Raw genomic sequence first — 24,909 nt, 5'->3', positions numbered from 1 at the left:
GTCAATGCTCCGCGACGGCCTGCTTGTCACCCGTCGAGGCCTCGGGGGCCTTCCAGGGACTCGCATCCACCGCGACGTCGTTCTGAAGTCGATCGAAGCCTTCCACCACCACGTTGTCTCCTGCGGCGATTCCTTCCTCGATCACGTACTGTCGCTCCACCAGCGCACCGAGCCGGACCGGATGCGGATGTGCCTTGTGCTGGGCATCGATCACCCAGACGCTCGGCTGGCCGGCGCTGTCGCGCGCCACCGCTTCCTGCGGCACGCGCAGCATCGGCCTCGGTGCGCCGCGCGGCACGCGTGCGCGCACGAACATGCCCGGCAGCAGCAGTCCATTGCCATTCTTCACGGCGATGCGCATCACGACGTCACCCGTGCCTTCGTCCACACGCAGGTCCGAAAACAGGATGTGGCCCTCGACGGGCAGCGGCTGGTTGCCGTCACCGAGAAAATGGGCCACCCGCGGCGTGCCGCGATCGGCCTCGGCGCGCATCGCGGCGAGCATGCCGGCCGGCTGGCGAACGTCCACATACACCTCGTCCAGTTGCTGCACGCGCGCCATCGGCGAGGCGTCGCTTTGCGATACGAGGGCACCCTCGGTCACCAGTTCCTGGCCGATGCGTCCGTCGATCGGCGAGCGCACGGTGGCGAAACCGAGGTCGACCTTGCGACGATCGAGGTTTGCCTGCGCCTGGGCGACTTCGGCCGCAGCCTGGTCGCGCTGGGCGATGGCATTGTCGTAGACCTGCCGGCTGATGGCGTCGGCGTCCACGAGCCCGGTCAGGCGCTTCGCGGTGATCTGGGCCTGGGCCAGGGCCGCCTGGGCACGCTTGAGCGTGGCGGCGGCGCTGTCCACCTCGGCCTGGAACGGCACGGGGCTGATTTGGAACAACGGCTGCCCGGCCTTCACGAGGCTGCCCTGCTCGAACAGGCGACGGGTGACGATGCCGCTGACCTGGGCGCGGATCTCGGCCGTGCGGCCGGCGACGACGCGGCCCGGCAGGTCGTCGGTAACCTGGGTGACCACGGGGCTGACCGTGAGGGTGGTGACCACCGGCGGTGGGGTCGGGGGCATCTCCTCCTGGCCGCAAGCGACAAGCAGGAACGGAAGACACAGGTACGCCAGCCTCCATGGACGGGGCGCAAAAGAGTTGATGCTCATTCGTGAGCCACACACATCGAATTGGGGAACGTGCATGCTAGGGCCCACGATTGGGCTTTCCGTGGGTAGTTCGTGGAGATACGATGGAGAATCCCGGTTTCGTCGGTGCAGCACGCCATGGCCGCTTCTTCTCCTTCCCCGGGTCACGCCGAATCGACCGACCGCTTGCGTTCCGCGCAGCTGGTGCTCGTTGCCGAGGATGATCCCGATATCGCCGACATCATTCGCTCGTACCTCACGCGCGACGGTTACCGCGTGGCTCATGCTGCCGACGGTCGCGCCGCGCTAGAGATGCACCATGCGCTCAAGCCCGACCTGATCGTGCTCGACGTGGGCATGCCGCATGTCGATGGCTGGAACGTACTCACCGAGGTGCGCCGTCGCGGCCAGACGCCGGTGATCATGCTTACCGCCTACGACCAGGACATCGATAAGCTGATGGCCCTGCGCATCGGCGCGGACGATTACGTGGTGAAGCCCTTCAATCCCGCCGAAGTCGCTGCCCGCGTGGGCGCCGTACTGCGTCGCGCGTCGCGCGCGGACATCCCGGCGAACCAGCAGCTGCGCGTAGGTCCGGTCGAGATCGATCTCGAAACCCATTCGGTCTACGTCACGGTCAATGGTGGCCGCTCGTCGCTCACACTGACGCTCACCGAGTTCAAGTTGCTCGCCCGCATGGCACGCACGCCTCAACGCGTGTTCAGTCGATCGGAACTGCTCGCGGCTTGCCTGCCCGAGGGCGATGCCCTCGAACGTACGGTGGACAGCCATGTGAGCAAGCTGCGCAAGAAGCTCGAGGACGCCGGCGTCGCCGGCATGCCCGTCAGCGTGCGCGGTGTCGGTTATCGCCTCGAGCAGTCCATCTGATGCAGCGTCGCAGCCTCAGCCGCCAGATCGTGCTCTCCACCGGCGCCGTCGTACTGACGGTGATCGGCCTGTTCCTGGTCACGGCCTACGTGCTCTACGCCTTCCTGTTCGACGACATGGTCGGCCCCGACCCAAATCCGGACGACTGGCTTCCCTCCAACACCGAGCTGGTGTGGATGGGTTCGGTCACGGTGATCGGCCTGGTGCTCGCGACGCTGTCCGCGCAGAAACTCGCACGACGCATCCTGAAGCCGCTGAACTCGGTCGCCAGCGGCATCCGTCTCGCCGCATCGGGCGATCTCAGCGCGCGTGCCGACGCCGGTGACGAATCGCTGGGTGAAACCGCCGAGCTGGTGCGCGACTTCAACGCGCTGGCGGAACGACTCGAACGTATCTCCTACGAGCGCACCACATGGAACGCCGCGATCGCGCACGAACTGCGCACGCCCGTATCGATCCTGCGCGGCCGCCTGCAAGGCTTGGCCGAAGGTGTGTTCGACCCGGACGAGAACCTGTTCCGCAGCCTGCTGACTCAGGTGGAAGGTCTTTCCCGACTGATCGACGATCTGCGCATCATCAACCTTGCCGATAGCGGCCACCTCGGCCTCGAGCTCACGAACGTGCACCTGGCGGAAGAGATCCGCATGCTGGTCGCACTGGTGCAGCCGAGCTTCGAAGGCCGCGGACTCGCCTTCGACCTCGATCTCGACGAGGGGTTGATCCACTGCGACGGCATCCGCGTTCGCCAGGCCCTGCTGGCAGTGCTCGACAACACGGAACGCTATGCGTCGCCGGGCACGGTGTACATCCGACTGCGCATCCACGATGACGCGGTGACGATATGCGTGGAGGATGAAGGACCGGGCATGCCCGACGAACTGCGTGTCCACGTGTTCGATATCTTCCGGCGTGGCGAAGGGTCGCGCGGACGCCATAGCGGTGGCAGCGGCCTGGGCCTGGCCATCGTCCAGGCGATCTTCCAGGCGCACGGTGGCTACGCCATCTGTGACGCCGGACGCCGCAACGGCAGCGTGTTCCGGCTCAACCTGCCTCGGGGCGAGGTGTCGACGGCGGAGTGAAGGCCTTGCGCGGCAACGCCATGGCACCATGCGTGAAGTAGTCGCGAAGCCAGCGCGCACCCGTTTCCGCGTCCATGTCGCCACGCTGCACGGCCAGGCACAACTCCAGCGTATCGCTGAAGAAAAGCGCGCTCACGGGAAGGTAGTGCCCACGGATGAACAAACCCGCCCCGGCACCCTCCAGGGCAACCATCACCTCCGCCAGCGACGCATATCCGGCACCTCGCTGGCGCATGATCGTCAGCAGTTGCCCGTCCTCGCGATGAAAGGCAGCCACGGCGATGAGCGCCCGAGCGGAGTGTCCGGTCCGATGGAGCACGGTAGCCCGGCGGAGATGCCGCGACCGGCGCAGGGCACGGACGGCGAGTTTCAGGAACGGCGTCATGGAACGGTAGCATCCTCCGGGATAAGCCAATGGCACCACGCTGCCAAAGGAAGCTGAGGCGAACCTTAGGAAGACTAGCCCCGACGCCCGCCGCCGTGAAGAGGACATAGCAGGCTCCGTCTACGGCCGCCTGGACGGCCGTAAGCAAAGCTTCATCTTCCCGACAGCAGAAGCTAAGGCTGGGCTGTCACCGTGACGGCACGCCCGGGTGGCCGGGCGGTGCCGGAATCCCATGTCCCCTGCGATCCCCCTCACCCGCGATGCCGCCCCCACGGGTCGCGCCCCGTTCCATGGCCGATTCCAGGCGGTCCGTCGACGGGCCATGGCCTGGTTGGTCCAGCGGATGTTTCCCTCGCAGGGCAACCTTGTCGGCGTCGGCGACCTGCCCCGTTACGGCATCCAGCGCATCCTCGTCTGCCGCCCCAACCATCGCCTGGGCAACACGGTGCTCATGACACCGCTCATGTGCGAGTTGGAGCGCCACTACCCCGGCGCCGAAGTGGATGTGCTCGCCTCTGGCAACGGCGCCCGCAGCGTCTACGGTGGCTTCGCCACCCTGGGCGAGCTGTTCCTGCTGCATCGCCGGGCCGCGCGCCGCCCCCTGGAAACCATCGGCGTGCTGCGCCGGTTGCGCAGCCGGCGCTACGATCTCGTGATCGACGCCGCCTCGGGTTCATCGTCGGGCCGGATGACGGCCGCCATCGCCCGTGCGCGCCATCAGCTGCGCGTGGACGACTTCGAAGACGGCATGCCCACCCACTTCGCCGGACGCGCTGTGCATGCGTTACGTCGCGCGCTAGGTGACGAAGCCATCGTACCCACGCCGCGCCCCGACCTGCGCCTGACCGATGCCGAACGCCGCACCAGCCAGGACACCCTGCGACGCGTGCTGCACAATACCGATAACAGCGTTCCCGTACTCGCGATCTTTCCGAACGCCACGGGCGCAAAACGCCTGGACGAAGCATGGTGGCGAAGCTTCCTCGATACCCTGCTCGGCGAACTCGGTCCACGACGCGTCGTGGAGCTGGTGGCCGCCGACGGCGTTTCGCGCGTGGGTAATACGTGGCCAACCTATTTCACCAGCGATCCGCGCAAGCTGGCCGCGTTCATCGAGGCCGCTGGCACCTACGTCAGCGCCGATTGCGGCGTGATGCATCTCGCCGCCGCCACGCAGGCCACGACCATCGGGCTGTTCGGTGCCACGGATCCGCAACGTTACGCGCCTTACGGCGGCGGAAACACCGGTTTCGCCTGCGAGGACGGCTGCCCCGTGCGCACGGCGAAGCGGGTCGCCTCACACCTGAAGCATCAGGTCGGCGACAGCGGAATCATGTAGCCGAAACCGCGTACGGTCTGGATCGCCTCGGGGCTCAACTTGCGGCGCAATGCGTGCACGAGCACTTCCAGCGCGTTGGTTCCCACCTCAGTGTCATTGCCGTACACGGAATTCTCGATGGCCTCGCGTCGCACGATGCGTCCGGCGCGCTCCATCAGGATACGCAGCAAGGCGAATTCGCGACGGGTCAGCTCCACACGCGCCTCGCGATAGGTCACTTCGAACGTCGCGAAGTCTACGCGCAGCACGCCTGCCTCGATGACGTTGTCCGCATGGCCTTGCGCTCGACGCGCGAGCGAGCGGATGCGCGCCGCCAGTTCGTCGAGATGGACGGGCTTGACGACGTAATCGTCCGCGCCCGCGTCGAGTCCTTCGACCTTGGACTTGACGTCGTCGCGCGCCGTCAGCACCAGCACGGGCGTGCGAACGCCCGAACGCCGAGCCTCGCGCAACACCTCGATGCCATCCTTGCGCGGCAGGCCGAGATCGAGCAACACGAGATCGGCGCTTTCCTGGCGCAATGCCTCAAGCGCTTCCGTGCCGGTCGTCAGCCAGGTCACGTTATAGGACAGCCGCTCGAGTGCCCGCTTGATCGCGGAGCCGAGCGGCACGTCGTCTTCCACCACTACGATGTTCACCGGGTACCTCCTGGACGTCCGCGTATTCTGCGTCAGGCGACGTGAACCGTCTTCGCATGCCTCCATCCTAGCGGCGTCGACGCAAAAATGACCATTTCGCGCTAAAGGTCTACCCATTCGCGTCGGATGACGCCGTCTTCCGTCCCTAGCATGGCTGGTCTCTCCCACGAGAAGGCGTGCCATGCTCCATCGATCGTGGCCTGTCGCGGCGCTGTGCGTCGCCATGGCCGGTTGCGTCACGCAACCCATCCGTCCACCACGCAGTACCGTCGAGTTCCCCGCGGGGACGGTGTCGACCGCGGAGCCCTCCACCGAACGCTGGTGGTCGCTTTACCGGCTTCCTGCCCTGGACGATGCCGTCGTCGAGGCACTGACGAACAATCGCGACTTGCGCGTGGCCGAAGCCAACCTTCGCGAAGCACGTGCCGCACTGGGACAGGCTCGCCGAAACAGGCTTCCCTCCACCACGCTGAGGGCAGGCGCGGGCTATGGCAGCACACTGGACGACCAGGTCGAAACCGCGCTGCTCGACCGACAGGCGATCCGTACGGGCACCCGCTATACGGCAGGCCTGGACGTCGATTGGGAAGCCGATCTCTTTGGCCGCCTTCGTCACGCAGTGGACGCGGCGCATGCCCAGGCCGAGGCATCACGCGCCGCCGAGGATGGGGTTCGCATCGAGGTGGCGGCGGAAACGACGCGGTCGTGGCTGGATGCTTGCGCCTACGGTCACCGCATTGCCATTGCTCGACGATCGCTCGCGCTCGTCGAGCGCGGCCGCGATGTCGCGCGCAGTCGGCGCGACGCCGGGGACGGCGTGATGCTGGACGTGGTGCGGGCCGACGCGCTCGTCGAGCGCACCCAGGCGGCCATCGCGCCGCTGGAGGCTTCGCGCCAACGCTCGCTTACGAACCTCGCCGTGCTGCTGGGCCGTACACCCGACCACGTGCCCGCCGAAGCCGCCGCCTGCGACGCGCTGCCGCCCACCGACCTGCCCCTGCCCGATGGCGATGGCACGGCATGGCTGCGTCGTCGTCCCGACGTTCGCGAAGCCGAGTACCTTCTCGGCATGGCCAGCGCGCGGCTAGGCGAGGTACGTGCCGACCTCTGGCCGCGCGTATCGTTCGGCGCGAGCATCGCGGGGTCCGCACATCATCCCGATGGACTGGACGACCATGCGTCGCGCGTATGGCGCATCGGCCCCCTGCTTTCCTGGCAGTTTCCCAACATCGCGGTGGTCCGTTCGCGCATCGCCCAGGCCGGCGAGCGGGAAAACGCGGCGCTGGCCCGGTTCGATGCCAGCATCCTCGGTGCGCTGAAGGACACACAGCAGGCCTTTGTTTTCTACGACGCCACCCGGCGCCAGCGCGATGCGTTGTCCAGGGCGGCCGCACGCAGCGGCGAGGCCCTGCGCCTGGCCGACGCGAGCCGCGCGGCGGGTGCCATCGGTGCGCTCGAACACCTCGATACACAACGCGACGATGTCGCAGCCCAGGCCGCGCTGGCCGACGCCGACGCGGAGGTCGTCGATGCGCAGATCGCCGTATTCAAGGCGCTCGGCGGCGGATGGCGCGACGCGCCCGTCGTCGATCTGCCGATGGCCCTCCGCGATACCGCCTCCCTTTCCCACGGATCCACGCCATGACCGACACCACTACCGTTCCCGAGGCGGCGATCGACCGCCGAGCACGACGCCGCGCCATCGCGATCTACGCGGGCAGCTTCCTTGCCGTTGCCGTACTGGCCTGGGGCATCCACTGGTGGCGTACGGGACGTTTCCTCGTCGCCACCGATGACGCCTATGCGCGCGCCGATATCGTCACCATCGTGCCGCGCGTGCCGGGCTACCTCGTGCAGGTGGCCGTGGCCGACAACCAAGCGGTGAAGGCAGGTGACGTGCTTGCGCGCATCGACGACCGCGACTACCGCGCCCGCGTGGCCCAGGCCGAGGCGGCGCTCGCGGCCGCGGAGGCCGAGGCACGCGGGCAGGAGGCCCGAATCGCCAACCTCGATGCCCGGCACACGCAGCAACAAAGTCTCGTGGACGAAGCTGCCGCCACCCTCGTCGCAGCCACGGCCGAACGTGAACGCGCCGCCGCCGAGGACCGTCGGCAGGCGACGCTGGTCGCCCAACAGGTCAGCAGCGAACGCCAACGCGAAGTCGCGCTGGCGGATACGCGGCGCGCGGGAGCCGGTGAAGCCTCGGCCCGCGCCGCATTGCAGGCGCGTCGCAAGGCGCTGCCGGTACTCGATACGGAACGCGCCGCCGCCGAGGCGGAACGCGAGAAGGCTCGCGCCGCACTGGCGGGCGCAAAGGCTCGTCTTGCGCTTGCCCAGCTGGATCTGGAACACAGCGTCATCCGCTCGCCGCTGGACGGCACCGTGGGCCAGCGTAGTCTGCGCGCCGGCCAGTATGTCGACGTGGGAACACCCTTGCTTGCCGTAGTACCCAACGAACGCTATGTCGTCGCCAACTTCAAGGAAACCCAGGTCGAACGCATGAAGCCGGGGCAGCCTGCCGAGGTGGAGGTGGATGCGTACGGCGGCCTGCACCTCACCGGCCGTGTGGACAGCTTCGCACCCGCGTCGGGGGCACAGTTCGCCCTGCTGCCGCCGGACAACGCCACCGGCAACTTCACCAAGATCGTGCAGCGCATGCCGGTGCGCATCCGCCTCGACGCATCGGCAAAGACGCTCGCCGACATCCGGCCCGGCATGTCCGTGATCGCCACGGTGGACACGCACGATGAGTGAGCGCGAGGATGAAACCGTATCGCTGCGCACCTGGATCGCGGTGCTCGGCAGCGTCGTCGGCTGCTTCATGGCCGGCATGAACGTACACGTCACCAACGCCTCACTGCCGGACGTGCGCGGCTCGCTCGGCGCCACCTTCGAGGAAGGCTCGTGGATCACCACGGCCTACCTGGTCGCCGAGATCATCATCATCCCGATGACAGGCTGGCTGGTCTCGGTGTTCACCATGCGCCGCGTGCTCATGGTGGGCACGGCGGGCTTCGTGCTGTTCTCCATCGCCTGCTCCCTGGCACCCAACATCCAGACGATGATCCTGGCCCGTGCCCTCCAGGGGGCCTTCGGCGGCGTGCTGATTCCCCTGTCGTTCCAGCTCATCGTGGCCGAACTGCCGTCCGCAAAGCATCCGCTGGGCATGGCGCTCTTCGCGGTGGCGAACAATGTCGCGCAGGCGGCCGGCCCGTCGCTGGGCGGCTGGCTGACCGACGTGTATTCATGGCGCTGGATCTTCTATCTCCAGATACCGCCGGGCCTGCTCCTGCTGGCCGCCATCGGTTGGTCGGTGCGACCGCAACCCGCCCAGACCCATCGCCTGCGCCAGGGCGACTGGGGTGGCATCGCCGCGATAGCCGTGGGCCTGTCCGCCTTGCAGATCATGCTGGAGGAAGGCGGGCGCGAAGACTGGTTCGCCTCATCCTTCATTGTCTGTTGCGCGGCGGTCGCCGCGATGGGACTCGTCGCCTTCGTCGTGGTGGAACTGCGTCGCAAGGAGCCCTTGCTCGACCTGCGCCTGCTGGCCAGCTACAACTTCGGCATCGCGAGTTTCATGCAGTTCACCTTCGGCGCGGTGGTGTTCGGCGTGGTGTTCCTCGTGCCCAACTACTTTGCCGAGGTGCACGGTTATAACGCCCGCCAGATCGGCGCATTGATGATTCCCTATGGCCTCGTGCAGTTCGTGATGTCCTTCGCCACGCCACGCCTGATGCGCCTGACGAGTCCGCGTACGGTGATCGTCGCCGGCTTCGCCCTCACGGCGGTGGGTTGCCTGATGAACATGCATCTCAACCCCGACGCGTCCGCCAACGTGATCGTCCCTTCCCTGATCGTCCGTGGCGTAGGACAGGCATTGATCGTGGTAGCCCTGGGCGTGCTGGCCATCCAGGGCCTGCGCAAGGAGCAACTCGGGTCGGCGTCGGGCCTGTTCTCGATGGTGCGCAACGTCGGCGGCGCGATCGGCATCGCTATTTCCAGCCAGATCGTGGTGGAGCGCACGCGTTTCCATGCGCAACGCATCGGCGAATCGGTGAATCCCTTCGAGCCCGCCACCCGGGAGCGCATTGACGCCCTCGTTCATACGCTGGCCCACGCGGGCGGTGAAGGACTCGCGTCGTTGCACCAGCGCGCGTTGTGGATACTGGATCGCGTCGTGCAGCGTAACGCCACCCTGCTCGCCTATAGCGACACCTTCTTCCTCGCCGGCTTGTTGATGCTGGCCTGCGTGGGTGGCGGCTTCATGCTGCGGCGACGCTGAGCGTCAGCGGTAAAACGCCGACGGCGACACACCGAATTGCCGCTTGAACACGGCGGCGAAGGCGCTCTGGCTGTCGTAGCCATGCTCGATCGCGACTCGTAGCACGGGAAGCCCTTCGGCCAGCGCCTCCAGCGAACCAAGCAGGCGTGCCTGCTGCCGCCAGCGCCCGAAGGTGATCCCCGTGCCGCGCAGGAACTGGCGATGGAAGGTCTTCGGACTCATCGCCAGTCGAACCGCCCAGGTGGCGGCTGTCGTCTCGTCGGCCGGCTGATTGACCACGTCGGTGCAAACGCGGCGAATGCGCGGATCGTCTGGCCAGGGCAGATGCAGCGGCAACATCGGCGAGACCCGCAGCTCGTCGAGCAACAGGCGCAGGACGCGGCCGTCGCGGGTATCCGCATCACGGACCTGCCCCGCTTCCGTCGCGGCGAGGATCAGCTCGCGCAGCAGCGGCGAGACATCGATCACGCAGTCGCGCATGGGAAGCCCCGGTGCCGCATCCGCATCCACGAAGACGCTGCGCATGCGCGCCTGCCCACGCATCCGCACCGAATGCGCCACGCCCGCCCGCAGCCATACCCCGCGGTTGGGCGGCACCACCCAATGCCCCTCGGGCGTCTCCACCACGAGTACGCCCTCCACCGCGTAGACGAGCTGGGAGCGCGCGTGGGTATGCGGCGCGATCACGTGGCCGCTGGGGAAGTCGATGGCGACACCGCTGACCGGCATCGCCATGGGATCGAAGTGAAGGTCCATGGCACCTAATCGCAATTGCGAGTCATTCTCAACAAAGATACCATGTGGGTATCCGTCCATTACGAGGCAAGAGGATGCCCGACCGTGACGCGGAAGCCACGGGGACGCCGACATTCGCCGCCTTGCTGGAAAGCCGCTACGACGAACTAAGGCAGTTTGCCCTGCGCCGCGGTGGTTCGCCCAGTCTGGCGGACGACGTGATGCAGGACGCCTGGCTGCGCCTCTCCGCCGAACGGCCCACCCGGGCCGACAGCGGCGGTATCGGCAATCCCCTGGCCTACGTGTACCGCGTCGTGGCCAATCTTGTCATCGATCGGCAACGCCAGGGCATGCTGCACGACCGACACTTCCACGACGACGCGCCCGCCGATCAGGTGGCCACGCCCGCCCCATCGCCCTTCCGGGTGGTCGCCGGGCAGCAGGAGTACGCACTGCTCCAGGACGCGATCCGTGCCTTGCCGCCGAAATGCCGCGAGGTGTTCCTGCTCTACCGTGCCGAGCACCTGACCATGCGGCAGATCGGGGAACGCCTGGGCATTTCGCCGAAAACGGTCGAGAACCATATTGCCCATGCGATGCTGGCCTGCCGTCGACGTGTGAAATCGGCAGGATCGGAATCATGATCGTGGGGGAAACCTTCCCGTTCATTCGTCATCGTCATGACGGGTGATCTCTCGCCAGACGCGGCCCTCGCCGCCCACCCATTCCGGACCGCGGATAGGCACATGGACCAGCAACCCTCCATCGACGACGAGTGTTTCACCGAAGCGGTCCGCTGGCACGCCCGCCTGCGCGACGCCGACGATACCGTGCGCCGTGCGCATGCCGCATGGCTGTCCCTCGATCCCCGCCACGCCCTGGCGATGGCTGAAGTCGAGTCGCTGCATGCGCAACTGGACGAGCCCGTGCGGGCGATGTGCGCGCCTCCCCGCCCGCGACGGATGCCCCGACGCCGTCTGGCGGTCGCCGCGGTGGCTGCCGCCATCATGCTGACCGGCCTCGTGGTCATCCACCAGCGCGACGCGCACGACGCGGTGACCGCCGTGGGCGAGACCCGCGAGGTCCAGCTGACCGACGGCACCCAGGTCACCCTCAACACGAATTCGGCGATCGACGTGGAGATCGACGGCGCGGGACGCCACGTGCGCCTGGTGCGTGGCGAAGCCTTCTTCCGCGTGGCCCATGACGCCTCGCGGCCGTTCACGGTACGCACGGACAGCGGTGAAGCCCGCGTCCTGGGCACGGTGTTCGATGTACGCGTGGACGAGAACCGTACACGCGTCGGCGTGGTGGAAGGTCGCGTCGCGGTACACGGCGGCACGGACGACACACTCACCCTGCTGGCGGGAGACGCCGCCACGCTGGATACCCAAGGCACGCACGCAGCGCCTCCCGGCGATGCCGATACCCTGTCGGCCTGGACGCGTGGGCAGCTGGTGTTCTATCGCGCACCGCTGTCCCAGGTAATGGATGAGCTGGGCCGTTATCGCCGTGGCGGCATCTGGGTGCGTGGAAGCGCCCTGCGCGACCACCCCATCTCGGGGGCCTTCGACATCCGCGACCCCGACAAGGCCCTGGAGGCCGTCGTTGCCTCGCTGGGCCTGCGCCAGAGCCGCGTAGGCCCGCTACTTACCGTCGTGTACTGAAAAATAATTCGAAAGTTTCTTGGGGGATTCCCCGGGTCCCGTTCGTCTATGTGGGCAGACAGTCAATGAGACTCATTCTCATTGACCTGCGACAGCCTACAGGGATCCCACGCCACCCATGTCCGCCCCATCCACGATCACGCGTTCGTCCGCCTCGCTGCCGACGATGCTCGCCGCCGCCATTCTGCTTGCCCTTGGCACGGTCGCCACCACTCGCGCCCAGGAAGCGCCCGCCAGCAACCAAGCCGCCCGGCATCCGGTGGACATCCCCGCGCAATCGCTGCCCCGCGCACTGGCCACGCTGTCGTCGCAGACGCGCCTGCAGGTGATCTACAGCGACGAGGCGCCCTACGGGGTACAGGCGCCTGCGTTGAAAGGTGACTACACCGATACCGAAGCGCTTGATCGCCTGCTGCAGGGTTCGGGCCTGCGCTGGCGCCAGGTGAGCCCCGGTGTGGTGACACTGGAAAAGGCCGCTGCGGGCAGCAAAGGCGACGTGGTGACAGGCACCCTGTCGGTGGAGTCCGCCTACGGCGATCACCCGACGGGAGACGCCCGTGACCGTCGCGGCTACGACGATGTCTACGGCAACGATTTTTCCAGCGTCTACAAGGGCCGCAAGGACATCGAACGCTATCGCGGCAACAACCCCGCCGACCTGCTCAAGGGCATGGTGAATGTGTACAGCGGCGACGCGCGCAACAGCGGCGCCCTCGATCCCAGCATCCGCGGTGTGGAAGGACCGGGCCGTGTACCCGTCCTCATCGACGGCACCGAACAGGCACTCACCGTATGGCGGGGCTACAACGGTGCCAACAATCGCGCCTACATCGACCCGTCGCTGATCGGCGGCATGCAGGTACTCAAGGGGCCGACCACCGCACGCGACGTGAACGGCGGTATCGGCGGCGCCGTGGTGGTGAAAACGCTCGACGTGGACGATGTGCTCGCACCCGGTCGCACCATCGGTGTGGATATCCGTGCCGAAGGTGCGAACAACTCGACATCGCCGCGCTTCCCCACCCTGCTCACGTGTCAGGATTACCGCAACGTCCCCAATTTCCCCGGTACGCCCGGCGCACCGGCAGGTACCTCGCCCAACGCCTCGTACGGCGATCCGACGGTTCGCCAGGTGCCCCGGAAGGATCCGCAGACGCTGAGCATGGGCGACCGCGCCTATCGCGTCGCATTCGCCGCGAAGCAGGACGATTTCGACTATCTCACCGCCTATGCCTATCGCAAGCGCGGCAATTACTTCTCCGGCAAGAACGACGCGAGCTACTACTCGCACCAGGACCTCTACGGCATGAACAATGTCGTCCGCCAGCTCGGTACGGCCTATGAGCCCGGTAGCGAGGTACCCAACACCTCCAGCGAACTGCAATCGTGGCTGGGCAAGATCACCTGGCATATCTCCCCCGACCAGAGTCTGCAGCTCGGCGCGCGCGACACGATGTCCCGCTACGGCGAGATCATGCCCTCGCGCATCATCCTTGGCGGCATTTCGAATCTTGGCGCGGTGCAGTGGCCCGAAAGCAAGGTGGACGCCAAGGCCTATAACCTGGAATACCGCTGGAACCCGGACAGCCCCTGGCTGGACCTGTACGCGAACGCGTGGACCACGCGGACGGCGAGCCACACCTACACCGCTGGCGGTTTTCCCAACTACGCCCCAGGCCCCAGCGACCCGATCCTGCGCAACACGGCGCTCGCCAATGCGCAGAACAATCGCGTGGGCCTCACCCTGAGCAATCGCATGCACTTCGGCGAACGGGTCGACTTCACCGTGGGCGGTCACTGGGAACACGAGAAGCTGTCCTCCAGCGATGTTTGGAACGGTACCGACGATGGTTGGCGCCAGTTTCCTCGCGCGGGGCGTCGCCAGGAATACGACATCCATTTCGATGTGCAATGGCGTGCCACCGATGCGCTGACGCTCGAGGGCGGCATGCGTTATTCGGGCTACAAGGCGCATGACGATTTCCTCGCGGCCCAGATTCGCGCTGGGAAGGGCGACTACTTCACTACCCAGTACCGGGACAAGAAGCAGCTGACCTACGACACGATCGAAACCACGCCCGACAAGTACGTCGAGTCCATGCGCAAGATGCTGACCGACTCCGGCCTGAGCGGCGCCGACCTGGACAATCTGTTGGATATCTTTCGCCAACAGCAGGAAGGCCAGACCTATAACTTCACCAACACGGTGGACTGGCTTCCCGATGCCAATGGCCGGTACCACCGTGCGGACGACATCTGCGTCAATGGCTTCCTTTCCAGCGTGAAGAATTACGCTCCGGGCACCTGCCAGACGAGCAACGACTTGCCCGCCCCCCAGCAGATTGCCGCGCGTGCGAAATCCCAGCGCGGCCACGGCTGGGCGCCGTGGTTCTCGGCCAGCTACCAGTTCACGCCGAACAGCCGGGCGTACCTGCGTTACGTCCAGGCCTATCGCTTCCCCAGCCTGTTCGAAAGCACCATCGGCTTCTCGGCGTCGATCGATCCCCTGAACAGCCTGAAACCCGAGCACGCCTACACCTGGGAAGCGGGCTACGTGCATGACCTGCGTGACCTGTTCCACCTGGATAGCGACCAACGCGCCGACGTGAAGCTGACCTGGTTCAACACCATCACCCGCAACGTTATCGAGCGCAGCGACAAGCTGATGTTCACCAACATGAACCGGAAGATCGTGCGCGGCTTTGAACTCCAGGGCCGCTACGACAACGGTCGCTTCTTCACCGACCTCGGTATCGCCAAGACCACTACCGACAAGACCTGCGACGACAACCGCGCGATCCTGAGCGATCCTTCGCATGGCAATGTTCCGAATTGCGTGAACTACGGCTTCGTGAGCAGCTACTTGCTGACGCAGGCCACGCCGAAGTTCTCCGCGAATCTGACACTCGGCGCACGCTTCTTCGATCGTGCGCTCGAAGTGGGTACGCGCACGGTCTACTACCGCGCGTATTCCAATCCCCAACTGGATAAGTACGTCACGACGGGAACCATCAGCGGCTATGGACTCAACGTGCCCTACACCTGGGGCACGATCGTGACCTACGACGCCTACGCCGATTACAAGCTGCACAACGGCATGACGCTGGAACTGGCCGGCACGAACCTCGGCAACCGCTATTACGTCGACCCGCTCACCCGTTCGCTGATGCCGGCTCCCGGCCGGACGATCCGCCTCAGCGTGAACGCGCGGTTCTGACACCCCTCATGGAGCTCTAGCTGGCCCGCCACGGACGGCAGGGAACACCGCGCTCAGCCATCGCCGGCGCTTCCTCTTTTCAAGGAGAATTCACGATGCAAGGTTTCCCCCTCAGGGCCCTCGGCCTGCTTTCCGTCGGCGCGCTGCTGCTCGCCGGTTCCGCCCACGCCCAGGTCGTCGGCGCCGTCAGCAACAACAACATCAGCGCTGGCTCGTCCACCGTCAACGGCGGTCCGCACCACTCCGGCCTGCCGGGCATCGGCGTGCCGTCGACCGGCACCGCCAGCCTGGTGGACTTCGCCGGTCTCACCGCCTATGGCAGCACGGATGCCAGCGGCGTGACCTTCCTCAACTTCGCCAGCCCGACCCCGCCGGCCGGTTCGCCGCCGGACCACACCAAGCTGGGTTCGTTCCACTTTGCCAAGGTGAGCAACGCCAACGTCTACTACGGTGAGTGGTCGCAGACCGCCAGCGCCGCCGACGGCACGCACGCCACCTATTACGCAGGCGACACCGCCGGCACCACCGTGCCGACCACGGGTTCCGCCACCTACGCCGTGCAGGGTATCAGCGACTACGCCAGCAACGGCGCGCTCGCCGGTACCTTCTCCGCCAACTTCGCCACCCGTCAGCTCACCGGTTCGGTCTCGAACGGTAACTACAAGGTGGATATCGGCACGGCCGCCATCGCCGGCGCGAACATCGTCGGTGCCGGCGGTGTCGCCAGCGTAGGCGGTGCCAACGTCGCCACTGGCGGCTCGGTGAACGGTCGCTTCTTCGGCGCCAACGCCGCGTCGGTGGCGGGTATCGTCTCGTTCGCCAACGCTCGCCAGTACAACACCGCGTTCGGCGGTGCCAAGCAGTGACCCCGTGAGGATGACCCTTCGTCATCCGCCACGCGTCCGGGAGCGGGGGCCAGTCATGGGGCCCCCGCTCCTCTTCGCGTTGGCGCTGGCCATCGCCTGCCCCGCCGTGCGGGCGCAGACCGTGGACGATACCCGGCTGCGCCTCGACCAGACCGGTGAACGCCGCGAGGCCGCGCGGGAGAAACACCTTGTCGAGGACGCCGACACCTCGCGCATTGTCATCGACGAAAAAACCTATAGCGTGGGCAACACGGCCAGCGATGTCGGCGAGGCGCTGTATGTTTCGGTGGAAAAACGCGCCTGGGCCGATGCACGGCGATTCCTTGCGCGATACGAACACATGCCCGACGCCGACCCGATGCTGCTCCATTACGCACGCGGCGGCCTCGCTCGCGAAGACGGCGACCTGCATGGCGCCGAACGCGAGTATCGCGACCTGCTGAAGCTGCAGGACGAATTCCTGCCCGGCCAGCTGGAACTGGCCCGCGTGCTTTTCGAAAGCCAGCAGGATCGTGACGCCGAAACCCTTTTCACACGCATCGCGGACAAGCTTCCCACCGCAGACGACAAGGCGGCCGGTGTACGCCGGAGCGTGGAGACCTTCCTCGCCGCCCTGAAGCGTCGGCGCGCCTGGCAAGGCTCGTTCGCCATCGGTCCGTCGTACAACGACAACCTCAACCAGACCTCGGCCAGCGAGACCTGCCTGCTGATCGGACCCGACGGCACCTGCTTCATCAATCGCAAGGTACCGCCCGCCATCGGTTCGCGCGGCGTCAACTTTGAAGGCAGCCTGTCACGCCGCGAACCGCTGTCGGGGCATGGCGGCATCTACCTGCGCTCGTTCGCCTTCGGCGACATCTATCCTGGCCATTCGCGCTACAACCAGGTCACCAGCGTCACCCAGATCGGCTACGACCATCGTACCGCCCACGACACCTGGGCCATCGCGCCGACCTTCGACGCCGGCACCTATGGCACCGGCCTGCTCTATACCGCCTGGGGCGGCCACGCCGAATGGATCCACGACGTAAACGCCGTCATGACCTTCAAGCTGGAGGCCGACCGCAAGCAGTTCCGCTACAAGCAGCCCGGTTACGACGCCTACGATGGTGCGCTCCGCGATGCCTTCGCCACCGTGTGGTATCAGCTACCTCGCCAATGGACGGTCTTCGGTGGCCTGGACCTCGTCGACAAGAACGCACGCGACGTCACTCAGGGTTTCATCCAGCGCGGTGCGCGTATTGGCGTGGTACGCGCCTGGGGTAACGCCTTCACCACCTATCTCTCCGCCTCGTTCCGTTATCGCGACTACGCGGCCTACAGCGACCTGCTGGAAGCGCGTCGCCACGATGTCGAACGCAACGTCATCTTCATCCTCGGCATGCCGAAGTTCCGCTTCATGGGACTTACGCCGAGCCTCACCGCGCAGATCAACCGCGTGCGCAGCAATGTCGGCTGGCTCTACAGCTACCAGCGCCGCCAGATCAGTTTCCGTCTCGAACACACTTTCTGAACCGATATGACCACTCTCGCCTCTCCCTCCCGCGCCCGCCGCCTCGCCGAAGCCACTCGCCCCATGCATGGCGAGCTGGACAGCCTGATCATGGCCGGCCAGCCCTTCGCGTCGCGCGAGAACTACACGCGCTTCCTGCGCATGCAGTACCGACTGCATCGCGCCGCCGATCCGCTGTTCCATCATGCCGGCTACGCCTCGTTGCTGCCCGACCTGCACGAGCGTCGACGCCTGCCGGCCGTGATGGATGATCTTGTCGCGCTCGGTGTCGAACGACCGGAACGGGAGGCCTCCCCCTTCGCCGATGGCATCGACGCGGCCACGGGCCTGGGCTGGCTGTATGTCGTCGAGGGCTCCAACCTCGGAGCGGCCATCCTGCTCAAACTGGCGGCAAAGCTGGAACTGGGGCCCGCCTTCGGCGCAAGCCATCTGGCGACGCCGGAAGACGGCCGCGCCGGTCACTGGCGCGGCTTCGTCGCCGCGCTGGACGCCGCCGAGCTTGACGACGAAGAGGAGCAGCGTGCCGTGGAAGGCGCCAAGGCCGCGTTCACGCACGCCGTCGTGCTGACCCGGGAATGCTTTGCATGAGTACCTCGACGATGCCGCCGACCGATGCCTGGTCGATGCTGGTGCATGCCAATGGCGTCGTGCAAGGCGTGATGATCCTCCTCGCGTTGGCTTCGTTCGCGACGTGGACGATCCTGCTGGCCAAAAGCTGGGAGCTGCGAGGCTTCCGTCGCCGCGTTGAGGATGCAGGCGATTACCTGGAGCAATCCAGCGTGCTGCCCGTCTCAGCATCCCTTCCCCCCGGCGTCGTCCAGTCACTCGTGGAGGCCGCCTGGAGCGAGCGTCGCCATTCCGCCGGATTGCGCGAGCGTGTCGGCATCAAGGAACGCACCGCGTCGCGCCTGGCCAGCGTGGAGCGGGCTTGGGTACGCAAGCTGCGCCACGGTACCGCGTTGCTCGCCACGATCGGTTCGACGGCGCCCTTCGTCGGCTTGTTCGGTACGGTCTGGGGCATCATGAACAGCTTCACCGGCATAGCGAAGGCGCACACCACCAGCCTGGCGGTCGTCGCGCCGGGCATCGCGGAGGCCTTGATGGCGACCGCGATCGGTCTCGTCGCGGCGATTCCCGCCGTGGTGATCTACAACCATTTCACCCGATCGGTCGGCGCGCTACGCGCCGCCATCGCCGATCTGTCGGCGCGTGTCCTCGAACTCGTTTCGCGCGATCTCGATCGCCAGCATGAAAGCCCCGATGCGTTCGCCCAGCGTCGCCGCGAGGCGACACCGTGAGCTTTCGCACCAACGACGAGGACGACGATCTCGAACCGGCGCACGAGATCAACGTCACGCCCTTCATCGACGTGATGCTGGTGCTGCTCATCATCTTCATGGTGGCCGCGCCCCTGGCGACGGTGGACGCACCCGTGGACCTGCCGGCCAGCAACGCGAGCATCCAGCCACGTGACGACGCACCGGTCTATCTCACCGTGACCGCCGACGGCAGCTGGAAGCTGGACGATGACGTGGTGCAGCCCGCCACGCTGAAAGCGGCGCTGGATCGTCGCACGCAGGCTGACCACGAGCGCCGCGTGCTCCTGCGTGGCGATCGCAGCCTGTCGTACGAGCGCCTGATGGATGCCATGAACGCGCTGCGCGATGCGGGTTACACCCATATGGCGCTGGTCGGCCTGGAACGCGACCACGGATGAACACGGATCGTCTGCGCTGGGTCGCCAGCGGCGTCATCGTGGCGATGGTGTTCGGCGTGCTGGTCATCGCCGCACGTTGGATCGGCATGGATCGCGTGACACCGCCCCACGACCTGCCCATGGAAGCCATCGCCATCGAGCCGGCACCCCAGCCCGCCGCCCCACCCGCCCCGGTAACCCAACGCGAAACCGGACCGCTCCGCGAGGCGCGTACCGCGGCCACGGCTAAGCCATCGCCGCCCCGACAGGTCGCGCCCCCGCCTGCACCGGTAAAGGACGTGGTGGCCGGCACACCGGAACCCACCGCACCTGCACCCGCCGTCCAGGCCGAACAAGCCGCCGACCAGAGCACCGCGCCTCCGCATGTAGAGGCCCAGAACGCCGAACGCTACGCCGCGCCCTCCACCCAGTCAGCCCAAGGCGCGTTGCTCAAGGCCGAATGGCAGAGCACCCTCCTCGCGTGGCTCAAGCGCTATCGCCGGTATCCCCGCCAATCCGAGCGCTCGCATCAAGAGGGCGTCGTATGGGTCCGTTTCTCTGTGGACCGACAAGGCCGCGTCGCCGACCCGGTGGTGCAACAACCGTCCGGTTATCCGCTACTGGACGAGGAAGCCCTCGCCACCGTCCGCCGTGCCAGCCCGCTGCCGCCACCACCCGCCGAGGTGCCCAGCGACCCCGTCATGGTGCTGGTGCCGATCAATTTCTTCCTGCGCTCGTCTTAGTCGCCTCGCAGACTCATGCCCGGCGTATTATCGCCACCGCACAAAGCACCCTCACGTCGTTCCAGCGAACGCTGGAACCCAGTGCGATGCGACCGGTTTTCGCAGGTGCGCCCCCTACATATCGCCATCTCACACTCTCTTGTGGCGAACACCCTAAAGCACCCTCACGTCGTTTCAGCGCACGCTGGAACCCAGTGCGATGCGGCCGGCTTTCGCGAGCGCGCCACCTACATAAAGCCGATGATGCGCTATCGCCACGCTGGCAAACCGAGGCGCTGGGTTCCTGCGTTCGCAGGAACGACGATGCTGCATCGCACGGCACTAAAGCGCCGTCGGACGTGTATTCGCCATGTCGAGGGAAATGAAATACCCCTTGGCAAGGACATCGATGCGAGACATAGGGGAAAGCACCGCTGGTCTTCGTCTATGACGAAGACGCTTTTCGCTTTCGACCTGCTTCACCTCACAAGGAGAATCTCATGCAAGGTGTGTCACTCAAGGCTATCGGCCTGCTCTCGATAGCCGCGCTATCGATGTTCGGTACGGCGCATGCGCAAATCGCCGGTGTCGTCAGCAGAAACGCCATAAGCGTCGGTCCTTCCGTTTCCTTCGGCGGCCCAGGGATCAACGTGCCTTCCACGGGAACATCGGGCCCTGGTGCCCAGATCGATCTTCCCGCACTGGCGCAACTCGGGCATACGGATGCCTCGGGTGTCGTCACGCATCAACCCGGGGATGGCGTGCCGCCTCCCGGCTTCCTGGCGCCTCTGGGCACGTTCCACTTCGCCAGGATCAGCAGTGCCAATGTCTACTTCGGTGAGTGGTCGCAGAGCGGCGCTGTCGGCGACGGTACGCATGCGACCTTCATCGTGGGTGACACGGCCGGCACCACGGTACCGACGGCCGGGACCGCGACGTACGCCGTGAAGGGCATCAGCGATTACGCGGGGAACGGTCTTCTGGCGGGTACGTTCAACGCCGACTTCGCCGCGCGGCGGCTTTCCGGGAGCCTGAGTGGAGGGAACTACACCCTGGTCCTCGGCCCGACAGCCGTCGCGGGTACGCAGATCTCCGGCGTGGGCGCCATCGCCAACGTCGGTGGCGTGGATGTCGCCACCATGGGCACCATCAGTGGACGTTTCTTCGGCGCGAATGCCGCCACGCTGGCCGGCGTGGCGTCCTTTGCCAACGCCCACCAGTACGATGCCGCTTTCGGGGGCACCAAGCAGTAAGGCCACCTCTGTAGGAGCGCGCTTGCGCGCGATGGGGGATACGGTGACCTCCATCGCGCGCAAGCGCGCTCCTACCTACATTCAGGCGGCGCGCGTGGCCGCCACCGGCGGCACGAGGGATGCCCGGTGTGCCGGCACGAAAACAGCTATCTACCCGAGAAGCAGCACAATCGCCACACCGACCACCACCCAGGAGAGGGGCATCCTGTCCAGATCGAAGTAATGCATCAACAGGATGTTCAAGGCGAACGCCAGGACGATACCCAGGCAGGCCCCGCCGATGGAAATGGCAAGGTTCTCTACCTGGAAATAACGCAGGATATCGATCTTCCGCGCACCCAGCGCACGCCGCACGCCGATCTGCCGATACCGTTGACCGACCCAGAAACTGGTCAGCCCGACGATGCCTGCCGTGGTCACCGCCAGCATGATCACGCAGACCACGCTCATCACGATCGCCATGCCGATATCCTCCTCGTAGGCACTGGCGCGGATATCTGCGAATGACTTGATGCTTTCATCCGTCAGCACCCTCATCGGATTCGTCGCATACAAGGCGGAAGGTACTGCCTTCATGGCAGCCTCGATCCGACCCGGCTTGGCACGCACCGCATAACGGGTGAAGCTGGAAGCGCGGCGCACGGGAAGAATCACCGAGTTCCACGCGAAATCCGTGGCCCAGCCCGGCCCCTGGAGCCTATCAACGACACCGGTCACCAGCACGGGCAATGTAGCGCCATCAATGTAGATCGGTTTTCCGACCGCGCTTTGTCCCGGAAACAGTTTTTCCTGCAACGAACGGGTGATGACGGCGGCGCTCGGCCGACTCTGCGCCCGCGCCTGCAAGCTCATCACATCTTGCGCATGAAAAAACTGCCCATCCACCAACTTCGCGCCCAGCACGTCGAGCGCCTTGTCGTCGACGAAGTAGTACGTAACCCGCGCGATGCTGGCATCGGGCACTTCGATGGAACCGTTGCCGGGACGCCCCCCGACCGAGCCAGACCACGCCGAAGGGTAAAGCGGAAGGGAGTTGATCGGAGTGACCCCGGCGACATCCGGCAAGTTACGCAAGGTGGCCAGGTCCTCCAGTTGCATGTTCTCCAGGATCTTTGCGCCCTTCGGTTCATCGCCGCTCGGCGCTCCCACCCACTGCTGGGAGACCAGGAAGAGATCGCTTTCCTCCAGACCCGTGGGTCGGCCTACGTTGTCGATGCGCTTGCCGATGATGAACAAGGCATTGCACACGATGGCGAGCGTGAAGGCGATCTGCAGCGTAATCAGGATGACGCCGGACTTATGCTTTCGCAGTGCGGCAAAAATAGGATGCAGGCTCATATCGACGTCCTCAATTCGATTTCAGCTGCAAGGCGGGCTGGATCATCGACGCCCGGAATGTCGGATAAGCACCCGCCAGCACGGCCGAAATCAGGGCCACGAGCAGGGTCATCGCCAGCAGGGAGAGGTCGATCTTCGCCAGTACCGCGATATTCCGGGGCAGCACCCAACCCACGCCAAGGACACCCACGCCGGTAAATACAAGGCCCAGCACGCTGCCAACAATGCCGATCATGCCCGCCTCGGTGAGAAACTGCGCGTAGATCGCCCGACGCGGCGCACCGAGCGCCCGACGAACACCGATCTCGCCGCTGCGGCGAAGAAACTTGGCCAGCAGCAGTCCAACCGTGTTGATCAGGCACACCACCAGAAGCCCGAGTGCCACCATCAACGATACCTTGGTATCGCGGGGAGCCACCTGTTGATATTCCAGCCATGCAGGCATATCGCGCAGGCGATTGTTGGGTTCCCAGGCGAAACGTCCTTCCTTCCGCTGGTTATTCGCATACCCTTGCAGGTAGTCGCGATACGCCGAAACCGCGGCCGAGTCGTCGAGCTGGACCAGGAAGGGAATCCATACGCATGACGAACGCTTCAGACCCGCGAAGCCCGGCTCTTTGGCTGGCTCCGCACAGTTCGTGTTTCCATCGTTGTCGATGTTGGCCTCGATCGAACGCTCAAAGGGAATGAATAGGTCATCGGTTCCGTTCGTGAATCCGTTGGTATTCACCACGTCGTAGAACCGGGGCTGGGGATTCCAGTTGTCCAGGACACCGACGATCCGATACTCCTTTCCGTCGATGTTGAGGGGAAAGCCAACGCTGTTCTTCCCGCCGAACAGTTTCTGATTCAGCTTGCTGCTGATCACGGCGACCGGGGCGCGCTGCCGGTCATCGTCGGCGCTCCATCCCCCGCCAAACAGGAAGGGCGCGTCGACCATGGGAAAGAACTCGCTATAAACGGCGTGACCGTCGCTCTTGAGCGGATGGGCGCCACTACCGGCGGGAACGACCGAGGGCGAAATCGCATACAGTGCCGACTGCCATTTCGCGCGGTGCTCCCGCATCAAGGCCGTGGCATCGGTATAGGTAAGCGCTTCCGTGGGCTCCACCGAACCCTTGCGACGCGAGCGCGGGCCCCAGACATCGATCTGCGGAACGAAGAGTCGTGAGGATTTCCAGGGGATCGGGTCGCCCGACACGGCGCGAAACACCGAATACGTCGTCATCGATGCGCTGACGCCGAAAGCGATAGCGACAATCATGAGCACCGTGAGGCCAGGACTTCGCTTCAGGCTCCGCCATGCGAGCTGCAGGTAATAGCCAAACATGTCGTCTCCCCTCTCCTTGCCGATGATCTGCCCACGTCGGTGGGACTCCCCTGACGGACATGCCCGACTCGTGGCTGTCCGTTGCTGGGATGTGAAGCAAATTGTGGGCCAGCGGTGTGAGGGGTATGGGTGGCGCTGTCTGGTGCGGTCTTTCCTGGTGTCGGGAATGGGGGAAGACTGTCCGCGGACAGGAGACGGACGGCTGGCGGACGGCGTCGGTTTCTGCTGTCTGGTTGGGGTGCTTCGTAGGGGTTGCTCGCCTGCGGCATCGCTTGCGGCGCTCGGGCGTGGCTGGGGGAGCCGTCGGGCCGCCGCCGGGGCGCGCCGGCTCCGCCGTCCCTCGGGAAAGGCTGGCCGCTGCGCGGCCCATGTTTTATGGCTTCGCCCCTTCGGGCTCGGGCAGGTGGTCGAGGTTCCTCGACTCGGCATCCTGCCTCGGCGAGGAATGGCGGTCTTCCTGACCGCCACCGCTGCGCGGCCTTCTTCGACCACCTACCCTCGGCTCCTCAAGTCGCGCCCCGGCGGCGGCCCGACGGCTCTCCGTACGGTGAGGCACCCTTGCGACAATCGCCGATGCGATGGGTGCTCGCGACTCCGCACACCTGTAGGAGCGCGGGTCGCGCGCAAGCACGCTCCTACAGTTCGGGTTCCCGAGAAATGAACCACATCCAGATCGCGCCCAGCGTCGAGCCGATCAGCAAGGCGCCGGAGAATTCCAGCCAGTTATCCGGCCATTCGTATTGGTGGGGACGTAGATCATAGCGACCGGCGAAACTGCCTAACGCGAAGGCCGCGACGATAAAGGCGATCAAGGAAATCC

The 24,909-nt window shown here is 65.8% G+C and carries 23 protein-coding genes; 16 read left to right on the top strand and 7 right to left on the bottom strand.

Annotated features, from left to right (window positions below; all coding sequences use genetic code 11):
- Position 1: 1 nt before the first annotated feature.
- Positions 2-1,075: an efflux RND transporter periplasmic adaptor subunit gene (locus tag GAK28_RS14165; protein WP_291780294.1), complete on the bottom strand. Its 1,074-nt coding sequence runs from the start codon at positions 1,073-1,075 to the stop codon at positions 2-4.
- Between the two features lie 204 nt (positions 1,076-1,279).
- Here GAK28_RS14165 and GAK28_RS14160 point away from each other — a divergent pair, with 204 nt between their 5' ends.
- Both GAK28_RS14160 and GAK28_RS14155 read left to right on the top strand, forming a co-directional pair.
- The gene (locus tag GAK28_RS14160; RefSeq protein WP_291780291.1) at positions 1,280-2,029 is read left to right on the top strand and encodes a response regulator; all 750 of its coding nucleotides are present in this window, start codon (positions 1,280-1,282) and stop codon (positions 2,027-2,029) included.
- Positions 2,029-3,108, top strand: a complete 1,080-nt coding sequence (locus GAK28_RS14155) for an ATP-binding protein (protein ID WP_291780288.1) — start codon at positions 2,029-2,031, stop codon at positions 3,106-3,108. The genes GAK28_RS14160 and GAK28_RS14155 overlap by 1 nt, the downstream gene beginning before the upstream one ends.
- On the opposite strand, the gene GAK28_RS14150 is transcribed toward GAK28_RS14155, so the two are convergent.
- Positions 3,071-3,493 (bottom strand): hypothetical protein, encoded by a 423-nt coding sequence (locus GAK28_RS14150; RefSeq protein ID WP_291780286.1) that lies wholly within the window; start codon positions 3,491-3,493, stop codon positions 3,071-3,073. The genes GAK28_RS14155 and GAK28_RS14150 overlap by 38 nt on opposite strands.
- 232 nt (positions 3,494-3,725) lie before the next feature.
- Between GAK28_RS14150 and GAK28_RS14145 the strand changes: the two genes are divergently transcribed.
- Positions 3,726-4,832: a glycosyltransferase family 9 protein gene (locus GAK28_RS14145; RefSeq protein ID WP_291780283.1), complete on the top strand. Its 1,107-nt coding sequence runs from the start codon at positions 3,726-3,728 to the stop codon at positions 4,830-4,832.
- Here GAK28_RS14145 and GAK28_RS14140 read toward each other — a convergent pair.
- Positions 4,805-5,470 carry a response regulator transcription factor gene (locus GAK28_RS14140; protein WP_291780280.1) on the bottom strand — a complete coding sequence of 222 codons (666 nt, stop codon included), beginning with the start codon at positions 5,468-5,470 and terminating at the stop codon, positions 4,805-4,807. The genes GAK28_RS14145 and GAK28_RS14140 overlap by 28 nt on opposite strands.
- Positions 5,471-5,651: 181 nt before the next feature.
- Between GAK28_RS14140 and GAK28_RS14135 the strand changes: the two genes are divergently transcribed.
- From GAK28_RS14135 to GAK28_RS14125, 3 genes are read left to right on the top strand one after another with little or no spacing between them, the layout of a single operon-like run.
- Positions 5,652-7,115 (top strand): TolC family protein, encoded by a 1,464-nt coding sequence (locus GAK28_RS14135; RefSeq protein WP_291780278.1) that lies wholly within the window; start codon positions 5,652-5,654, stop codon positions 7,113-7,115.
- Positions 7,112-8,224, top strand: coding sequence for an HlyD family secretion protein (locus GAK28_RS14130; protein WP_291780276.1), 1,113 nt, complete (start codon positions 7,112-7,114; stop codon positions 8,222-8,224). The genes GAK28_RS14135 and GAK28_RS14130 overlap by 4 nt, the downstream gene beginning before the upstream one ends.
- Positions 8,217-9,752 (top strand): DHA2 family efflux MFS transporter permease subunit, encoded by a 1,536-nt coding sequence (locus tag GAK28_RS14125; RefSeq protein WP_291780274.1) that lies wholly within the window; start codon positions 8,217-8,219, stop codon positions 9,750-9,752. The genes GAK28_RS14130 and GAK28_RS14125 overlap by 8 nt, the downstream gene beginning before the upstream one ends.
- Positions 9,753-9,755: 3 nt before the next feature.
- On the opposite strand, the gene GAK28_RS14120 is transcribed toward GAK28_RS14125, so the two are convergent.
- Positions 9,756-10,508 carry a helix-turn-helix transcriptional regulator gene (locus GAK28_RS14120; protein WP_291780272.1) on the bottom strand — a complete coding sequence of 251 codons (753 nt, stop codon included), beginning with the start codon at positions 10,506-10,508 and terminating at the stop codon, positions 9,756-9,758.
- A gap of 74 nt (positions 10,509-10,582) precedes the next feature.
- Here GAK28_RS14120 and GAK28_RS14115 point away from each other — a divergent pair, with 74 nt between their 5' ends.
- From GAK28_RS14115 to GAK28_RS14070, 10 genes are all read left to right on the top strand, one after another.
- Positions 10,583-11,131, top strand: a complete 549-nt coding sequence (locus GAK28_RS14115) for an RNA polymerase sigma factor (protein ID WP_291780270.1) — start codon at positions 10,583-10,585, stop codon at positions 11,129-11,131.
- Positions 11,132-11,233: 102 nt separating this feature from the next.
- On the top strand, positions 11,234-12,154 hold the full coding sequence (locus GAK28_RS14110; RefSeq protein WP_291780268.1) for a FecR domain-containing protein: 921 nt from the start codon (positions 11,234-11,236) through the stop codon (positions 12,152-12,154).
- A 118-nt stretch (positions 12,155-12,272) separates the two neighbouring features.
- Complete coding sequence (locus tag GAK28_RS14105) at positions 12,273-15,371, top strand: TonB-dependent receptor (RefSeq protein WP_291780266.1); 3,099 nt, start codon at positions 12,273-12,275, stop codon at positions 15,369-15,371.
- A gap of 95 nt (positions 15,372-15,466) precedes the next feature.
- On the top strand, positions 15,467-16,237 hold the full coding sequence (locus GAK28_RS14100) for a Slam-dependent surface lipoprotein (protein WP_291780264.1): 771 nt from the start codon (positions 15,467-15,469) through the stop codon (positions 16,235-16,237).
- 55 nt (positions 16,238-16,292) lie between these two features.
- Positions 16,293-17,750: a surface lipoprotein assembly modifier gene (locus tag GAK28_RS14095; RefSeq protein WP_291780261.1), complete on the top strand. Its 1,458-nt coding sequence runs from the start codon at positions 16,293-16,295 to the stop codon at positions 17,748-17,750.
- A gap of 6 nt (positions 17,751-17,756) precedes the next feature.
- A complete protein-coding gene (locus GAK28_RS14090) occupies positions 17,757-18,338 on the top strand; it encodes a biliverdin-producing heme oxygenase (RefSeq protein ID WP_291780257.1) in 582 nt (193 codons plus the stop codon).
- A complete protein-coding gene (gene exbB / locus GAK28_RS14085; protein WP_291780254.1) occupies positions 18,335-19,048 on the top strand; it encodes a tonB-system energizer ExbB in 714 nt (237 codons plus the stop codon). Before GAK28_RS14090 ends, exbB begins: the two co-directional genes overlap by 4 nt.
- Positions 19,045-19,467: a TonB system transport protein ExbD gene (gene exbD, locus GAK28_RS14080; protein WP_291780250.1), complete on the top strand. Its 423-nt coding sequence runs from the start codon at positions 19,045-19,047 to the stop codon at positions 19,465-19,467. Before exbB ends, exbD begins: the two co-directional genes overlap by 4 nt.
- Entirely contained in the window at positions 19,464-20,189 is a 726-nt protein-coding gene (locus GAK28_RS14075; RefSeq protein WP_291780246.1) for an energy transducer TonB, read from the top strand. Before exbD ends, GAK28_RS14075 begins: the two co-directional genes overlap by 4 nt.
- A 479-nt stretch (positions 20,190-20,668) precedes the next feature.
- Positions 20,669-21,421 (top strand): Slam-dependent surface lipoprotein, encoded by a 753-nt coding sequence (locus GAK28_RS14070; RefSeq protein ID WP_291780243.1) that lies wholly within the window; start codon positions 20,669-20,671, stop codon positions 21,419-21,421.
- Positions 21,422-21,571: 150 nt separating this feature from the next.
- Here the strand turns inward: GAK28_RS14070 and GAK28_RS14065 are convergent, their stop codons facing one another.
- The 3 genes from GAK28_RS14065 to GAK28_RS14055 all read right to left on the bottom strand — a co-directional run.
- Positions 21,572-22,759, bottom strand: coding sequence for an ABC transporter permease (locus GAK28_RS14065; protein ID WP_291780240.1), 1,188 nt, complete (start codon positions 22,757-22,759; stop codon positions 21,572-21,574).
- A 10-nt stretch (positions 22,760-22,769) separates the two neighbouring features.
- Positions 22,770-24,089, bottom strand: a complete 1,320-nt coding sequence (locus GAK28_RS14060) for an ABC transporter permease (protein WP_291780238.1) — start codon at positions 24,087-24,089, stop codon at positions 22,770-22,772.
- 635 nt (positions 24,090-24,724) lie between these two features.
- Positions 24,725-24,909 (bottom strand): hypothetical protein (locus GAK28_RS14055; RefSeq protein WP_291774467.1); only part of this gene is annotated, 185 nt, incomplete at its 5' end.

Source organism: Luteibacter sp. (assembly GCF_009912395.1).
GTDB lineage: Bacteria > Pseudomonadota > Gammaproteobacteria > Xanthomonadales > Rhodanobacteraceae > Luteibacter.
This window is presented reverse-complemented; position numbering and strand designations above follow the sequence as displayed.

Excerpts from the sequence above, each read along its gene's own strand:
- GAK28_RS14150 (WP_291780286.1), bottom strand. The coding sequence starts at position 3,493 with ATGACGCCGTTCCTGAAACTCGCCGTCCGTGCCCTGCGCCGGTCGCGG.
- GAK28_RS14165 (WP_291780294.1), bottom strand. The coding sequence starts at position 1,075 with ATGCCCCCGACCCCACCGCCGGTGGTCACCACCCTCACGGTCAGCCCC.
- GAK28_RS14160 (WP_291780291.1), top strand. The coding sequence starts at position 1,280 with ATGGCCGCTTCTTCTCCTTCCCCGGGTCACGCCGAATCGACCGACCGC.
- GAK28_RS14075 (WP_291780246.1), top strand. The coding sequence starts at position 19,464 with ATGAACACGGATCGTCTGCGCTGGGTCGCCAGCGGCGTCATCGTGGCG.
- GAK28_RS14110 (WP_291780268.1), top strand. The coding sequence starts at position 11,234 with ATGGACCAGCAACCCTCCATCGACGACGAGTGTTTCACCGAAGCGGTC.
- GAK28_RS14095 (WP_291780261.1), top strand. The coding sequence starts at position 16,293 with ATGGGGCCCCCGCTCCTCTTCGCGTTGGCGCTGGCCATCGCCTGCCCC.
- GAK28_RS14065 (WP_291780240.1), bottom strand. The coding sequence starts at position 22,759 with ATGAGCCTGCATCCTATTTTTGCCGCACTGCGAAAGCATAAGTCCGGC.
- GAK28_RS14130 (WP_291780276.1), top strand. The coding sequence starts at position 7,112 with ATGACCGACACCACTACCGTTCCCGAGGCGGCGATCGACCGCCGAGCA.
- GAK28_RS14105 (WP_291780266.1), top strand. The coding sequence starts at position 12,273 with ATGTCCGCCCCATCCACGATCACGCGTTCGTCCGCCTCGCTGCCGACG.
- GAK28_RS14155 (WP_291780288.1), top strand. The coding sequence starts at position 2,029 with ATGCAGCGTCGCAGCCTCAGCCGCCAGATCGTGCTCTCCACCGGCGCC.
- exbB (WP_291780254.1), top strand. The coding sequence starts at position 18,335 with ATGAGTACCTCGACGATGCCGCCGACCGATGCCTGGTCGATGCTGGTG.
- GAK28_RS14070 (WP_291780243.1), top strand. The coding sequence starts at position 20,669 with ATGCAAGGTGTGTCACTCAAGGCTATCGGCCTGCTCTCGATAGCCGCG.
- GAK28_RS14120 (WP_291780272.1), bottom strand. The coding sequence starts at position 10,508 with ATGGACCTTCACTTCGATCCCATGGCGATGCCGGTCAGCGGTGTCGCC.
- GAK28_RS14100 (WP_291780264.1), top strand. The coding sequence starts at position 15,467 with ATGCAAGGTTTCCCCCTCAGGGCCCTCGGCCTGCTTTCCGTCGGCGCG.
- GAK28_RS14135 (WP_291780278.1), top strand. The coding sequence starts at position 5,652 with ATGCTCCATCGATCGTGGCCTGTCGCGGCGCTGTGCGTCGCCATGGCC.
- GAK28_RS14060 (WP_291780238.1), bottom strand. The coding sequence starts at position 24,089 with ATGTTTGGCTATTACCTGCAGCTCGCATGGCGGAGCCTGAAGCGAAGT.
- GAK28_RS14145 (WP_291780283.1), top strand. The coding sequence starts at position 3,726 with ATGTCCCCTGCGATCCCCCTCACCCGCGATGCCGCCCCCACGGGTCGC.
- GAK28_RS14125 (WP_291780274.1), top strand. The coding sequence starts at position 8,217 with ATGAGTGAGCGCGAGGATGAAACCGTATCGCTGCGCACCTGGATCGCG.
- GAK28_RS14090 (WP_291780257.1), top strand. The coding sequence starts at position 17,757 with ATGACCACTCTCGCCTCTCCCTCCCGCGCCCGCCGCCTCGCCGAAGCC.
- GAK28_RS14115 (WP_291780270.1), top strand. The coding sequence starts at position 10,583 with ATGCCCGACCGTGACGCGGAAGCCACGGGGACGCCGACATTCGCCGCC.